Consider the following 13,993-nt stretch of genomic DNA (forward strand, 5'->3'; position numbering starts at 1 on the left):
GCTTCACGTCTCCACTTCTACCCGCACGCCCGCCCGCAGCCCCCACCCCGCCATCGCCCCCGCCGCCGACTCCAGTACGTGCCGGGAGCGGAGGCGGGGCAGGCCCAGGCGGCCCGGGGGCATGGTGACGACGGTCAGGACGCGGAGGTGCCGGTCGAGGTAGGCGACGTCGATGGGGATGCGCATACGGAAGGTGTGGACGCTGTTCGCGGGGGAGAGCAGGATCGCACCGGAGAGCGAGTCGCGGCCCAGCAGGCCTTTGGTGCGGGCGCGGTAGGAGGCCGCCAGCTCCAGGGGGACCGTCACCGGTGGCGAGCCGTGCACGATCAGCCTGCCCCGCCCGTCACTCCAGCGCCGTCCCATGCCGAGCCGCCCCTCCCGCCGAGCCGTGTGACCAGTGCTTCGTTGTGTCCTGTCGTGCCCTGTCGTGCCCTGTCGACCGACCGTAGCCGTACGGCAGTAGGCCCCGCATGGGTCCACGGGCCCATGTCCCGCCGGTGCACCGGTATTAGGGTCCTGGCGTGCGCTTGCTGCTGACCGTCGTGGCCGCCCTGTGGGGCGTGGGAGCCGGTCTGCTGCTGCCCCGCGCCGCCCACCGGTTCTCGGTCGACGCCGGGGAGGCGTGGAGAGCGCGGTGTCCCGGGGGGCATCCGATCAGGGGGGCGTTCGGGGGGTGGGTCGGCCCGGCCCGCTGCACGGCCGTACCGGTCGGGTGCGGACCGTACGGGCCGAGCGCCCCGGCCGTCGCCACGGTGACCGCGCTCGTCTGCGCCGCCCTCGCCGCCGCCACCGGGCCCCGCCCGGAAGCCGCCGTCTGGCTGCTCGCCGCGCCGGCCGGCGTGCTGCTCGCGATCGTCGACCACCGTGTGCACCGGCTCCCGGACGTCCTGACCCTGCCGCTCGCCGCCGCGACCGCCGCACTGCTGGGCCTCGCCGCCGCCCTGCCCGGCGCCGCCGGCTCCTGGCCCACGGCCCTGCTCGGCGGACTCGCCCTCGGCGCCGCGTACTTCGTCCTCTTCCTCGTCAACCCGTCCGGCATGGGCTTCGGCGACGTCAAGCTGGCGCTCGCGCTGGGCACGGCCCTCGGCTGGTACGGCTGGCCCGTCCTCGTCGTGGGCGCCTTCGCCGGGCTGCTGTACGGGGCCGGCTACGGGCTGGGCCTGGTGGTGCTGCGCCGCGCGGGCCGCAGGTCGGCGATTCCGCTGGGGCCGTTCATGCTCGGCGGGGCGTTCACGGGGCTGCTGCTGGGCGCGTTCGCGGTGACGTGAGCGCCCGAGCCGTACCCGGGCCGCATCCGGACCGTACTCGGGCCGCATCCGGACCGTATATCGGAGGCGGCCGGTGACCCTTCGCTGACACCATCACCCGTATGGCAGACCATCAGCACCGTTCTTTCGATGACCTGGTCGCCGAGGGGGCCGCCGTCCCCACCGACGGATGGGACTTCTCATGGTTCGAGGGGCGGGCCACCGAGGCGCGGCCCTCCTGGGGGTATGCCGCCTCGATGGCCGGGCGGCTGGCCGGGGCGCGGGCCGTGCTCGATGTGCAGACGGGGGGAGGGGAAGTCCTCGACTTCGCGCTCGGGCGGGCCGCGGACGCGCCCGCGCTGCTCGCCGCCACCGAGGGGTGGCCGCCGAACGTCGCCAAGGCCACCGCGCTGCTCCGCCCGCGCGGAGTCGTGGTCGTCGCCTCCGGCGAGGACGCGCCGCTGCCGTTCGCCGACGGGGCCTTCGACCTCGTCGTCAGCCGGCATCCCGTCCGGCCGCACTGGGAGGAGATCGCCCGGGTGCTGGAGCCCGGCGGGACGTACTTCGCGCAGCACGTGGGGCCCGGCAGCGCCTTCGAGCTCGTCGAGCACTTCCTCGGGCCCCGGCCCGCGGAGGCGCGCGACGCCCGTCACCCCGACCGTGAGCGCGCCGGCGCGGAGGCGGCCGGGCTCACGGTCGTCGACCTGCGCGCCGAGCGGCTGCGCATGGAGTTCCACGACGTCGCCGCCGTCGTCCACTTCCTGCGCAAGGTGGTCTGGATGGTCCCCGGATTCACCGTCGAGGCGTACGAGCCCCGGTTGCGGGCGCTGCACGAACGGATCGGGGCGCAGGGTCCGTTCGTGGCGCACAGCACACGCCATCTCCTGGAGGCCGGGAAGGCACGGTGAACGGCAGGGGCGGCGCCGGTGTCCCGCCGGACGCGCACACATTGTCCACATCGTTATCGTCGGCCCCTCGATTCACCCGATCGCTCCACGTAAAGTTCAGACCAAAGGAATTCGCGTGAGCAAAGCCGCGCGGGCGGTACCGCGCGGCGGGAGGGGGCTGCGCGGCACCGCGTCCTTGTCGGCCGAACGCCGCCCGGCCGCCGTCGGCGTCAAGCGGGCGTTCGCGACCGGATCGCCCGTGGGAGGGACGCGGGGTGACGCGCCGAGCGGCCACGGATGGCTCAAACCCTCCGGTTCCCGCCGCGTCCCGGCCGTTTTTCCTGCGATTTCACCGAGATCCGGCCATGATCGGGCCCGGAATGACGGCTTCCATCCCTCTCGGCACGTCGCCGGACGACTTCGGAGAGTAGTTGTGTCGCGCCGATGTACGCAGCACCACTCACGAAGGGTTATGGTGGAAACCCCCCCCTCGGGCCGGTCCGTCACCCCCCCCACGGACCGGCCCGTTTCTTTTCAGGAGCGGCGGGGGACGCGTCTGATACACCCAGGGGCTTCCCCGCACCAGGGCGCGCACGCCGCCCTGTTGGGGAACGCCTGGCCTCCCAGCGGTAGGCTTCGCCCCCTGGGACCGCCGTACGGAGGGGCTGACGGAGACGTGAACCTGCGCGACAAGCTGCGCGGCCTGCTGGTCAGGCTGTACGCACGCCGGGTGGAGGGCCACCTGGACCCCGCTCAGGTGCCCAAGCACATCGGCGTCATCATGGACGGCAACCGCCGCTGGGCGAAGGCCGCGGGTTCCACCGCCGCCCAGGGCCACCGGGCCGGTGCGGACAAGATCGAGGAGTTCCTCGGCTGGTGCACCGAGACGGACGTCGAGGTCGTCACCCTCTGGCTGCTCTCCACGGACAACTTCGACCGCCCCCGGGAGGAGCTGGTCCCGCTCCTCGACATCATCGAGGACGTCGTGCGCTCCCTGGCCGCCGACGGCCGCTGGCGCCTGCACCACGTCGGCACCCCGGACCTGCTGCCGCCGGCCATGCAGGCCACCCTCAAGGAGGCCGAGGAGTCCACCGCCCACGTCGACGGAATAGTCGTCAACGTCGCCATCGGCTACGGCGGTCGGCAGGAGATCGCCGACGCGGTGCGCTCCATGCTCCTGGAGGCCCACGACAAGGGCACCTCCATGGAGGAGCTCGCCGAGTCCGTCGACGTCGACATGATCGGCTGCCACCTCTACACCAAGGCCCAGCCCGACCCGGACCTGGTGATCCGCACCAGCGGCGAGCAGCGGCTGTCCGGCTTCATGCTCTGGCAGACGGCCCACTCCGAGTACTACTTCTGCGAGGTCTTCTGGCCGGCCTTCCGCAAGGTCGACTTCCTGCGCGCGCTGCGCGACTACGCGGCCCGCCACCGCCGCTACGGCGGCTGACGGACGTACGCCCCTCCCCGGCGAGGTACCTGTCTTCCGGAGCTCAACCGTGTGCCGTTCCGTGCATTTGCATGGCGGCGCGTGTTCGAGGGCATAAGTGGAACAGGTCGACACCCGAACCACGGGTGTCGGATCTCAGCGGGCGGCCCGGCGCCGCTCGCCCGGGAGGCCCTTTGCACCAGCCCGACCGTGTGGTCACAGCACGGAAGACGACGCTGAGGGCCGGTTCACGGCCCACCCTGTGCGGGGGCCGTCGACCGGCCCGGCTCCACCCCGTCGCTCCCCGACCTCATCCGAGGGGGTACGTCCTTCCGTGGTGACCAGCACAAAGCGCCACAAGCCAGACCGGCGCACCTACGTCCTCGACACCAGCGTCCTGCTGGCGGACCCGAACGCCCTGACCCGTTTCGACGAGCACGAGGTCGTGCTCCCCATCGTCGTGGTCACGGAACTGGAGGCCAAGCGGCACCATCCCGAACTCGGCTACTTCGCCCGGCAGGCCCTGCGCCTGCTCGACGACTACCGGGTCCGGCACGGCCGCCTCGACGCCCCCATACCGATCGGGGACCTCGGCGGAACGATCCGGGTCGAGCTCAACCACTCGGACCCCAGCGTGCTGCCCACCGGCTACCGCCTGGGGGACAACGACTCCCGCATCCTCGCGGTCGCCCGCAACCTGCAGGCCGAGGGGTACGACGTCACCGTCGTCTCGAAGGACCTGCCGCTGCGCATCAAGGCGTCCTCCGTCGGCCTGCTGGCCGAGGAGTACCGCGCGGAACTCGCCATCACGGACGCCTCCGGCTGGACCGGCATGTCCGAACTCACCCTTCCGGGCGAACAGGTGGACATCCTCTTCGAGGAGGGCCACATCTACGTCCCCGAGGCGGCCGGACTGCCCGTGCACACCGGACTGACGATCCAGTCCGAGCGCGGCAAGGCGCTGGGCCGTGTCACGCCCGAGGGCAACGTCCGTCTGGTGCGCGGCGACCGGGAGGCGTTCGGCATCAAGGGGCGCAGCGCGGAGCAGCGTGTCGCCCTGGACCTGCTGCTCGACCCGGACGTCGGGATCGTGTCGATGGGCGGCCGGGCCGGCACCGGCAAGTCGGCGCTGGCGCTGTGCGCGGGCCTGGAGGCGGTTCTGGAGCGCCGTCAGCACCAGAAGGTGATGGTCTTCCGCCCGCTGTACGCGGTCGGCGGGCAGGAGCTGGGGTATCTGCCCGGCACCGAGGCGGAGAAGATGAACCCCTGGGCGCAGGCGGTCTTCGACACGCTGTCGGCCGTCACCTCCCGCGAGATCATCGAGGAGGTCACCGCGCGCGGGATGCTGGAGGTGCTGCCGCTCACCCACATCCGCGGCCGGTCGCTGCACGACGCGTTCGTGATCGTGGATGAGGCGCAGTCGCTGGAGCGGAACGTTCTGCTGACCGTTCTGTCCCGGATCGGCGCCAATTCGCGGGTCGTTCTGACCCACGATGTGGGGCAAAGGGACAATCTGCGGGTCGGCCGCTACGACGGTGTCGTCGCCGTGGTGGAGAAGCTGAAGGGTCATCCGCTCTTCGCGCACGTGACGCTGACCCGGTCCGAGAGGTCCCGGATCGCGGCCCTTGTGACCGAAATGCTGGAGGACGGGCACATCTGATCGGATCCGCCCAGGTGTGGGCGGTGAGAAGGGAGTTGGCGCCGTCCGGCAAAGGCGTGAGCCTAGCCGGGCGGCGCCCTTGTGTGCGGGCGAATCGGGAAATCCCCCGGGTCAAACGGGATGTGAGCTTTCACACGCAACTCGGAATTGCCTTGCGGCGTTGTATTACGGCAGAGTCTCACTCCTGTCAGGCCCCGCATACGACACAGCCGTACCCCCTGGGGGCGCCGCCCAGGCGTTGAGCCCTGGGGGAGGTAGGGCACCACAGAGGCAGTGCGTCCAACTCCATAGCGTCGTCGTATGCCGCCCGAGCACCACGCGGCACTCCCCCTGGGGGAGTTGCCCACCGGGCCCGTGCCTTCCGTGACCGCGCAGTGGGGAGGCCAGTGTCAGGGGCACGATTGCGTCCGCCAGGGTCACCGAAGCGGGCGATGCTGGAAGGAAACCGTGTGAGCCGGATCTCGGTCCGGGGATTCGCAGTGGCCTCCGCCACCGCGGTCACCGCTGTCGGAAGCGTCGTCGGTGTTGCCTCGGGCAGCGTCGCGCAGAACAACGACGCCGAGGCGACGGCAGCCGACGCGATGACGCTTCTCGCGGACATCCCCGTGGGGCAGCAGGCCCAGGTGCAGACCGTCTCGCTCGCGCAGCAGGCCGACGCCCAGGCCATCGCGGCGGACGCCGGCGCCAAGAAGGAGGCCGAGGAGGCCGCGCGCAAGGCGGCCGCCCAGACGGCGATCGCCAAGAAGGTGGCCGCCGAGAAGGCGGAGAAGGCGGCCAAGGAGCGCGCCGAGCAGCAGGCCGCGGCCAGCCGCAACGCCGTCCGCGACGCCTCCAGCTTCGCCGTCCAGAGCTCGTACACCGTGGCGCAGGTCCAGGCGATGGCGCGCTCGATGATCCCCGCCGACCAGTTCCAGTGCTTCAGCAACATCGTGCAGCGCGAGTCCACCTGGAACTACCGGGCGATGAACCCCTCCTCCGGCGCGTACGGCCTCGTCCAGGCGCTGCCCGGCTCCAAGATGGCCTCCGCGGGCGCCGACTGGCAGACCAACCCGGCCACCCAGATCAAGTGGGGCCTCAACTACATGAACGGCCGCTACGGCAGCCCCTGCGGCGCGTGGACCTTCTGGCAGGCCAACCACTGGTACTGAGCCGGACCGGCCACCGTTCTCAACCCGCGTACAGCCCCTCCCCGTCCTACGGGGAGGGGCTGTACGCGCTGTACGGTCGGAGGGAACGACTCCAGGGGGAGCGGTGCACAGAGACGGGGGAAGAGGACCGATCATGTCGCGAGTGCCACGGTGGATCGGACGGCTCGGTGCCGGGCTGACCGAGATGGGTGAGCGGTTGGACGAGCGCCGCGCCGAGGCGGAGAAGGAGCAGACCGGGGCGGCCGGGCCGGCCGAGCCGGATCCGGGCGTGGACCTCCAGGACCTGCAGGACCATGTGACCGTCGTGCCGGCCCGGCCCGACCCGGCGCAGGCCGTGCCCTGGGGTGTACGGGTGGCGGCGGAGGCCGGCTGGCGGGTGCTGGTGCTCGCGGGCACGGTGTGGGTGCTGATGCAGGTCATCAGCGCTGTCCGGCTGGTGGTGCTCGCGTTCGTCGCGGCGCTGCTCATCACGGCGCTGCTGCAGCCGACGGTGGCGCGGCTGAGGCGCTACGGGCTGCCGCGCGGGCCGGCCACCGCGCTCACCGCGGTATCCGGCTTCGTCGTCATGGGGCTGATCGGGTGGTTCGTTTCCTGGCAGGTCATGGAGAACATCGACACGCTCTCCAGCCAGATCCAGGACGGCATCGACCAGCTGCGCAACTGGCTGCTGAACAGTCCCTTCCACGTCACCGACAAGCAGATCAACCAGATCGCCAAGAACCTGCGGGACGCCATCGGCGCCAACACCGACCAGATCACGTCGGCCGGTCTGCAGGGCGTGACGGTGGTCGTGGAGGCGCTGACCGGGATCCTGCTGACCGTCTTCTCCACGCTGTTCCTGCTCTACGACGGCCGGCGGATCTGGGAGTGGACGCTGAAGCTGGTGCCGGCGGCGGCGCGGCCGGGAGTGGCCGGGGCGGGGCCGCGGGCGTGGCGGACGCTGACGGCGTATGTGCGGGGCACGGTGATCGTGGCCCTGATCGACGCGATCTTCATCGGGCTGGGGATCTACTTCCTGAACGTGCCGATGGCCGTGCCGCTGGCCGTGTTCATCTTCCTGTTCGCCTTCATCCCGCTGGTGGGGGCGGTGGTGTCCGGGGCGCTGGCGGTGGTCGTCGCGCTGGTGACACAGGGCGTCTTCACCGCGGTGATGGTGCTGGTGGTGGTGCTGGCGGTGCAGCAGATCGAGGGGCACGTGCTGCAGCCGTTCATCCTGGGGCGGGCGGTTCGGGTGCATCCGCTGGCGGTGGTGCTGTCGGTGGCCGCGGGCGGGCTGGTCGCGGGGATCGGCGGGGCGGTGGTGGCGGTGCCGCTGGTCGCGGTGGCGAACACGGTGGTCGGGTATCTGCGGGCGTACTCCCAGGAACAGGCCCGCCGCCGGGCGGCGAGGCCGGCCGCACCGGACTCGCCCACCCTCCCACCCGACTCGGCGGGCTGAGGCGGGCGGGTGGGTGAACAGCGTGAACCCCGCCCACCCTCGGGGTGGACGGGGTTCACGCAACACCGCGGGCGTTACTCGGCGAGCACCGCCTCCGCGTCCAGCGTCGTCGCGACCGCCTGGATCACCGAGGCGATCTTGAACGCCTCCTGGACGACCTCACGGTCGACACCGGCCTTGCGCAGCACCTGCTCGTGGGAGTCGAGGCACAGACCGCAGCCGTTGATGGCGGAGACCGCGAAGGACCACAGCTCGAAGTCGACCTTGTCGACCCCGGGGTTGCCGATGACGTTCATCCGCAGGCCGGCGCGCAGGGTGCCGTACTCCTGGTCGGAGAGGAGGTGACGCGTCCGGTAGAAGACGTTGTTCATCGCCATCACCGCGGCAGCGGCCTTCGCCGCCGTGTACGCCTCCGGCGACAGGTTCGCCTTCGCCTCCGGCTCCAGCTCCCGCAGCACGATCGGCGAGCGCGAGGCGATCGCCGTCGCCAGCACCGCACCCCACAGCTGCTGCGCGGGCAGCTCGCTGTTGCCGATGACCGAGCCCAGGTTGAGCCTCAGGTCCTTGGCGTAGTCCGGAAGGGCGGACCTCAGGTTGTCCAGCGACATGCGTCACTCACCCGCCAGCAGCGCGACCGGGTCCAGGGTCTCGTCGCCCTTGGTCCAGTTGCACGGGCACAGCTCGTCCGTCTGCAGGGCGTCCAGGACCCGCAGGACCTCCTTGGGGTTACGGCCGACCGAGCCCGCCGTCACCATGGAGAACTGGATCTCGTTGTTCTGGTCCACGATGAAGACCGCGCGCTTGGCGTAGCCGTCCTCGCCCTCGATGCCCAGCGCGCGCATCAGCTCGTGCTTGGGGTCGGCCATCATCGGGAACGGCAGGTCACGCAGGTCGTCGTGGTCCTTGCGCCAGGCGTGGTGGACGAACTCCGAGTCACCGGAGAAACCGAGGACCTGGGCGTCACGGTCGGCGAACTCGTCGTTCAGCTTGCCGAAGGCGGCGATCTCGGTCGGGCACACGAAGGTGAAGTCCTTGGGCCAGGCGAAGACGACCTTCCACTTGCCCTCGTAGGTCTTGTGGTTGATCTCCTCGAACTCCTTGCCCTTCTCCAGCGAGACGCAGGCGGTCAGTTCGAACTCGGGGAACTTGTCACCAACAGTGAGCACAGGCTCTCCTTGCAGCGAAGAAACACCGGCTTTGCCCGTGTTTCCCAGGGGTTGGACGGTGTTGATGTTGGCACACGGTGCATTGATTGCGGAAATAGCTACACTCGGTCGGGTTGATCGGAGGTGGTTATCAGTGAGCCGCTCGCGCAGACAGCCCACCCTGTCCCAGCTGCGGGCCTTCGCCGCCGTCGCCGAGCACCTGCACTTCCGCGACGCGGCCTCCGCGATCGGCATGAGCCAGCCGGCCCTCTCCGGTGCCGTCTCCACCCTGGAGGAGACACTCGGTGTCACCCTCCTGGAGCGTACGACGCGCAAGGTGCTGCTCTCACCCGCCGGTGAGCGCCTCGCGATACGGGCCAAGGCCGTGCTCGGCGAGGTCGGCGCTTTCATGGAGGAGGCGGAGGCCGTCCGCGCGCCCTTCACCGGAGTACTGCGCCTCGGCGTCATCCCCACCGTCGCGCCCTACCTCCTGCCCAACGTTCTGGGCCTCGTCCACGACCGCTACCCCGACCTCGACCTCCAGGTCCACGAGGAGCAGACCGCCAACCTGCTGGAGGGGCTGGCCGACGGCCGGCTCGACCTGCTGCTGCTCGCCGTGCCCCTCGGCGTGCCCGGTGTCGTGGAACTCCCCCTCTTCGACGAGGACTTCGTCCTGCTCACCCCGCTCGGTCACTGGCTCGGCGGCCGGGAGGGCATACCCCGCGAAGCCCTGAAGGAACTGAAGCTGCTGCTCCTCGACGAGGGTCACTGCCTGCGCGACCAGGCCCTCGACATCTGCCGCGAGGCCGGTCGGGTGAACGCGCCGGTGAAGACCACCGCCGCCGGACTGTCCACCCTCGTCCAGCTCGTCGCCGGCGGCCTCGGCTGCACCCTGCTGCCCCGCACCGCCCTCAAGGTCGAGACCTCCCGCAACAACCGGCTCCTCACCGGCTACTTCGCCGAGCCCGCCCCCTCCCGCCGGATCGCCCTGGTCAAGCGCACGGGCGCGGCCCGCGCCGCCGAGTACCAGGAACTCGCCGCCGCCCTGCGCACGGACCTGCGGCCCCTGCCGGTGCGGGTGCTGGACGGGGCCGCCCGGGACTGAGGGCAGCGGGGCACGCGGCGAGCGGGCCCCGACGCCAGGGGACCCGGCGTCGGGGAATCCGCTCGCGGGTGTCACTCGGTGCGCAGGCCGTCGGGCCGCATCAGGCGCAGGAGGGGCGGCAGGCTGAGGAGGGTGACCGTGAGGACGATGCCGGCGCCGATGCCGGTCATGGCCAGGACACTCGACCAGTCCACGGCCACGGGCGTGCCCGTCATCCTCAGCAGCACCGCGCCCAGCGTCAGCCCCACCGCCGAGGCCAGCAGCAGGCCCAGCGCGATGGGGACCGCCGTCTGCCACAGCACCGACAGGCTCAGCGTGCGCCGCCGGGTGCCGAAGGCGACCAGCGCCGACAGCAGCTTCTTCCGTTCGCGCAGCTGCTCCAGCTGCGACACCAGCAGGCTCGCCCCGATCAGCAGCAGCACGCAGACCGCGCCGACGAACAGGCCGGTGCGGATGGAGGCGAACTTCCTCGACTGCGCGCTGGACACCCACACCATCGCGACCGTCCTGGGGTCCACCCGCGATGCCGTGTTGCGCACGTGCTCGTGCGCGTCCGGCACCGACTCGTCGAGCTTCAGGAAGACCGACCCCCCGATGGCGGAGGCCGCTCCCGCGGGCACGGCGGCCGGTGTCATCAGGAAGCCGCCGCGCTTGAACCCGTTCGGGTCCTTCACCGCGCGGGCGGACTTCAGGCCGGCCGGGACGGTCCACGCGACCTGCTGGACCTGCTCCATGCCCGAGGAGGTGTGCAAGTAGAGCGTGCGGCCGGGCCTGGCCAGCTTCGCGGTGCTGGTGTCGGCGTCGGGATCCGCGCCGCTCACGGCGAAGACGTCACCGTCGCGGCAGGAGGACATGCGCGCCACCTGGCGCAGGGACGCGCAGTCGCCGATCGTCACCCCGGCCGAGACGTCCGGACTCTGCTCGGTGCGCCAGGGTCCGTCACCGACGTCCGTCCCGGACAGCGCGGTGGCCTCGCGTACGCCCCTGGTGGCGGAGAACTTCTCGACGGCCCCGGCGAGCACGACGCCCTGCGGCACGTTCACCTGCATGTGGGCCCGCCGCAGGTCGTTCCCGGAGTACTCGGTGTAGTCGCTCTCCACCCCCGCGAAGAGCATCTGCAGCGCGATCGCCCCCGCCACCGCGACCGCGATGCCGTTCACCAGGCGTGCCGCCGTACCGCTGCTCAACTGCAGCCGCCGTACCGCCAGTTGCCAGGCCACCCCGCCCGAGCCGAGCCGGGCGACGACCGTCTCCACGACCCACGGCAGCAGCACGGTCACGCCGACGAGCAGCAGCATCACGCCGCCGACCACCAGGAACTGGTTGAAGTCCCCGTTGGTGCGGCCCTTGCCGAGCATCGGGTACAGCAGCGCCAGGCCGCCCAGCGGCAGCAGCAGCCGCCACCACAGCCGGCGCCGCGCGGGCCTGGCCGTACGCACCACGCCCAGCGGCTCGATGACCACCCCGCGCAGCGCCAGCAGGGTGACCAGTACCGCGGCTGCCGGGACCGCGACCGCGACCAGCACCGCCAGCGCGGGCGAGGGGTTGAGATAGCTGGGGAAGACGCTGATGCCGAAGACCTCTGCGGATCCCGCGACCTGACGGCCGATCAGGAAGAAGGCCGTGCCGAAGACCAGTCCGAGCAGGGAGCCCGCGAGTGCCTCGCCGGCCGCGATCCGGCGGGTCATCCGGCTGTCGGAGCCGACCAGGCGGAGCGCGGCGAGCCGGCGGTCGCGCTGCTCGCCGCCGAACCGCACGGCCGCGCCGATGAACACGGCGACCGGCATCAGCAGCACCACGAAGACGACCATCACGAGCAGCAGCAGCACCGGGTCCATCCGCTCGGACGACGGGTACGGGTCGCCGAACTCGGTGATCCGGGCCACCTGCCAGCCGTTGATGCGCGGCGCCAGGTCCTCCGTGCCGGCGTAGTAGGCGAGTTCGCGTGAGCCGATCAGCCCGCTCTCCCCGATCGTGCCCGTCACCCGGTACGGCAGCCGCTCGCGCAGCAGCTTCCCGGCGTCCGAGTCGAGCAGTTCCTTCAGTGCGGGGGAGACGACCATCTCGCCGGGCGCCGGGTACTTCGTCAGGCCCGGCGCGAGCGGGGCGCGGGGCCCCTCGGGCTCCACCAGCCGGCCGCGGATCTCCTTGTCGTGGTACGTCGTGTCGGTGTCCGCGATCACCAGGGTGTCGTCGGCCTTCGGCGGGCGGTTCTGGCTGTACGTGTAGTCCAGGCGGGCCGCGTCCCGCTGGTGCCGTACCGACAGCGCGTTGGGTATCGCGGTGGTCAGCAGCAGCAGCGCCACGCCGAGACCGACGCCGACCGCCGTCAGCAGCACCCGGGTCCAGCCCTCGCGGCCCCCCGTGAACGCGAACCTGGCGCCCATGTGCAGGTCGCGGACCCTCCCCCAAGCTCTCGACCGCGCTCGAGCAGGGAGGTTCCCCCATCGCACTCTCATACGACCCGCTCCATGTCCCGTGACCTGCCGTCCCGTACGACGATCTCGCGGTCGGAGTAGGCGGCGACCCGTGCCTCGTGGGTGACGAGGACGACGGCGGCGTTGGAGGACCGGGCGGCCTCCGTGAGCAGTTCCATCACCCGCTCGCCGTTGAGCGAGTCGAGCGCGCCGGTCGGCTCGTCGGCGAACAGCACCCGGGGACCTGTCACCAGCGACCGCGCGACCGCGACCCGCTGGCCCTGACCGCCGGACACCTCGCCCGGCCGCTTCCTGGCCAGGTCGTCGACCTCCAGCCGCGCCATCCAGACCAGCGCGGCCCGCTCGGCCTCCTTGCGGGAGGTGCCGTTCAGCCGCAGCGGCAGGGCCACGTTCTCCACGCAGGTCAGCTCGGGCACCAGCTGGCCGAACTGGAAGACGAACCCGAACTCCGAGCGCCTGAGCGCACTGCGCTGGGCGTCGGTCATGGCGGACAGCTCACGGCCGTCGTAGACGATCGACCCCGAGTCGGGGGTGACGATCCCGGCGAGGCAGTGCAGCAGCGTGGACTTGCCCGAGCCGGAAGGGCCCATCACGGCGACGACCTCGCCGGGGTGGATGGAGAACTCGGCGCCGTCCAGCGCGGTCGTAGGGCCGTAGGCCTTGCGCAGGTCCTGGGCGGCGAGCAGGGCGCCGGCGGGGACGGAGGTCATCGGGTCACCGCCGCACGGAGCTTGTCGAGACGCGCGGCGGTCAGCTCCAGCCAGCGCAGGTCGGCCTCGAGGTGGAACAGGGCGTGGTCGCAGATCAGCTGGTCCGCGAGGTCTCCCCTGCGCTTGCGGTCGGTCAGGATCCGCATGCCGCGCAGGTGCTCGGCGCGCTGCGTGTCGAGGATGTCGGCGGCGTCGCGGTGGGTCAGCAGTGCGAGGACGACCTTGGTGTAGAGCGTCGACTGCAGGTACGGCTCGGGCTTCTCCGGTGTGGCGAGCCACTGCTCCACGTCGGTGACGCCTGCCTCGGTGATGGCGTAGCGCTTGCGTTCGGGGCCGTCGCCCGCCTCGATCGCCTCGACTTCCACGAGCCCGTTCCTCAGCAGGCGGGACATCGTCGAGTAGACCTGGCCGTAGTGCAGCGGCCGGTCGTGACCGAACTTCTCGTCGAAGGCCCGCTTCAGGTCGTAGCCGTGGCGCGGGCCGGACTCCAGGAGTCCCAGAAGGGTGTGACCGATGGACATGGGGAGCACTGTACGCGCGATGTATACGCCGCATGTATACACCGAGTGTTGACTGCGTGGCGAGGAGTGCGGCCCCGCAGGTGGGGGCCGATTGTCACGGTTCTGCTACGACGCCGGACCTGCCTGGACCTGCCCGGTCCCGGTGGCCGCCCGTACCCCGGCGGTCCTCGGGGCCGGCGGCCCCGGGGCCGGGTCTCAGGTCGACGGGGGCCTGGGGGCGGAGCCGCCGGGCGGGCGGCCGCGGCGGGGCAGGGGGCCCGCGTTC

The 13,993-nt window shown here is 71.5% G+C and carries 13 protein-coding genes; 7 read left to right on the forward strand and 6 right to left on the reverse strand.

The window, feature by feature from the left end; all coding sequences use genetic code 11:
• Positions 1–3: 3 nt before the first annotated feature.
• Positions 4–363 carry a DUF192 domain-containing protein gene (locus DEP02_RS03910; protein ID WP_112465907.1) on the reverse strand — a complete coding sequence of 120 codons (360 nt, stop codon included), beginning with the start codon at positions 361–363 and terminating at the stop codon, positions 4–6.
• Between the two features lie 158 nt (positions 364–521).
• Between DEP02_RS03910 and DEP02_RS03915 the strand changes: the two genes are divergently transcribed.
• The 6 genes from DEP02_RS03915 to DEP02_RS03940 all read left to right on the forward strand — a co-directional run bounded on the left by DEP02_RS03915 (position 522) and on the right by DEP02_RS03940 (position 7,809).
• On the forward strand, positions 522–1,268 hold the full coding sequence (locus DEP02_RS03915; protein WP_112465908.1) for a prepilin peptidase: 747 nt from the start codon (positions 522–524) through the stop codon (positions 1,266–1,268).
• Between the two features lie 101 nt (positions 1,269–1,369).
• Positions 1,370–2,155, forward strand: coding sequence for a methyltransferase domain-containing protein (locus DEP02_RS03920; RefSeq protein ID WP_112465909.1), 786 nt, complete (start codon positions 1,370–1,372; stop codon positions 2,153–2,155).
• Between the two features lie 655 nt (positions 2,156–2,810).
• Positions 2,811–3,584 carry an isoprenyl transferase gene (locus tag DEP02_RS03925; RefSeq protein WP_112465910.1) on the forward strand — a complete coding sequence of 258 codons (774 nt, stop codon included), beginning with the start codon at positions 2,811–2,813 and terminating at the stop codon, positions 3,582–3,584.
• 313 nt (positions 3,585–3,897) lie between these two features.
• The gene (gene phoH2 / locus DEP02_RS03930) at positions 3,898–5,223 is read left to right on the forward strand and encodes an RNA 5'-3' helicase PhoH2 (RefSeq protein WP_112465911.1); all 1,326 of its coding nucleotides are present in this window, start codon (positions 3,898–3,900) and stop codon (positions 5,221–5,223) included.
• A 449-nt stretch (positions 5,224–5,672) separates the two neighbouring features.
• Positions 5,673–6,371 carry an aggregation-promoting factor C-terminal-like domain-containing protein gene (locus DEP02_RS03935; RefSeq protein WP_112465912.1) on the forward strand — a complete coding sequence of 233 codons (699 nt, stop codon included), beginning with the start codon at positions 5,673–5,675 and terminating at the stop codon, positions 6,369–6,371.
• A gap of 133 nt (positions 6,372–6,504) precedes the next feature.
• Positions 6,505–7,809, forward strand: coding sequence for an AI-2E family transporter (locus DEP02_RS03940; RefSeq protein ID WP_112465913.1), 1,305 nt, complete (start codon positions 6,505–6,507; stop codon positions 7,807–7,809).
• A gap of 74 nt (positions 7,810–7,883) precedes the next feature.
• Here the strand turns inward: DEP02_RS03940 and DEP02_RS03945 are convergent, their stop codons facing one another.
• Both DEP02_RS03945 and DEP02_RS03950 read right to left on the reverse strand, forming a co-directional pair.
• Positions 7,884–8,417: an alkyl hydroperoxide reductase gene (locus tag DEP02_RS03945; protein ID WP_112465914.1), complete on the reverse strand. Its 534-nt coding sequence runs from the start codon at positions 8,415–8,417 to the stop codon at positions 7,884–7,886.
• Between the two features lie 3 nt (positions 8,418–8,420).
• Positions 8,421–8,975 (reverse strand): peroxiredoxin, encoded by a 555-nt coding sequence (locus DEP02_RS03950; protein WP_112465915.1) that lies wholly within the window; start codon positions 8,973–8,975, stop codon positions 8,421–8,423.
• A gap of 133 nt (positions 8,976–9,108) precedes the next feature.
• Between DEP02_RS03950 and DEP02_RS03955 the strand changes: the two genes are divergently transcribed.
• Positions 9,109–10,059 carry a LysR substrate-binding domain-containing protein gene (locus DEP02_RS03955; RefSeq protein WP_232838948.1) on the forward strand — a complete coding sequence of 317 codons (951 nt, stop codon included), beginning with the start codon at positions 9,109–9,111 and terminating at the stop codon, positions 10,057–10,059.
• 71 nt (positions 10,060–10,130) lie between these two features.
• Here DEP02_RS03955 and DEP02_RS03960 read toward each other — a convergent pair whose 3' ends face one another.
• From DEP02_RS03960 to DEP02_RS03970, 3 genes are all read right to left on the reverse strand, one after another.
• Positions 10,131–12,446: an ABC transporter permease gene (locus tag DEP02_RS03960; protein ID WP_112465917.1), complete on the reverse strand. Its 2,316-nt coding sequence runs from the start codon at positions 12,444–12,446 to the stop codon at positions 10,131–10,133.
• Between the two features lie 68 nt (positions 12,447–12,514).
• Positions 12,515–13,207, reverse strand: coding sequence for an ABC transporter ATP-binding protein (locus DEP02_RS03965; protein WP_112465918.1), 693 nt, complete (start codon positions 13,205–13,207; stop codon positions 12,515–12,517).
• Entirely contained in the window at positions 13,204–13,728 is a 525-nt protein-coding gene (locus DEP02_RS03970) for a PadR family transcriptional regulator (protein WP_112465919.1), read from the reverse strand. The genes DEP02_RS03965 and DEP02_RS03970 overlap by 4 nt, the downstream gene beginning before the upstream one ends.
• Positions 13,729–13,993 lie beyond the last annotated feature (265 nt).

This window comes from Streptomyces triticisoli (assembly GCF_003270085.1).
Classification (GTDB): Bacteria; Actinomycetota; Actinomycetes; order Streptomycetales; family Streptomycetaceae; genus Streptomyces; species Streptomyces triticisoli.

Bases quoted from the DNA above. Each gene is read 5' to 3' on its own strand.
- DEP02_RS03910 (WP_112465907.1), bottom strand. From the start codon at position 363: ATGGGACGGCGCTGGAGTGACGGGCGGGGCAGGCTGATCGTGCACGGC.
- DEP02_RS03920 (WP_112465909.1), top strand. From the start codon at position 1,370: ATGGCAGACCATCAGCACCGTTCTTTCGATGACCTGGTCGCCGAGGGG.
- DEP02_RS03940 (WP_112465913.1), top strand. From the start codon at position 6,505: ATGTCGCGAGTGCCACGGTGGATCGGACGGCTCGGTGCCGGGCTGACC.
- DEP02_RS03945 (WP_112465914.1), bottom strand. From the start codon at position 8,417: ATGTCGCTGGACAACCTGAGGTCCGCCCTTCCGGACTACGCCAAGGAC.
- DEP02_RS03960 (WP_112465917.1), bottom strand. From the start codon at position 12,446: ATGGGCGCCAGGTTCGCGTTCACGGGGGGCCGCGAGGGCTGGACCCGG.
- DEP02_RS03965 (WP_112465918.1), bottom strand. From the start codon at position 13,207: ATGACCTCCGTCCCCGCCGGCGCCCTGCTCGCCGCCCAGGACCTGCGC.
- DEP02_RS03970 (WP_112465919.1), bottom strand. From the start codon at position 13,728: ATGTCCATCGGTCACACCCTTCTGGGACTCCTGGAGTCCGGCCCGCGC.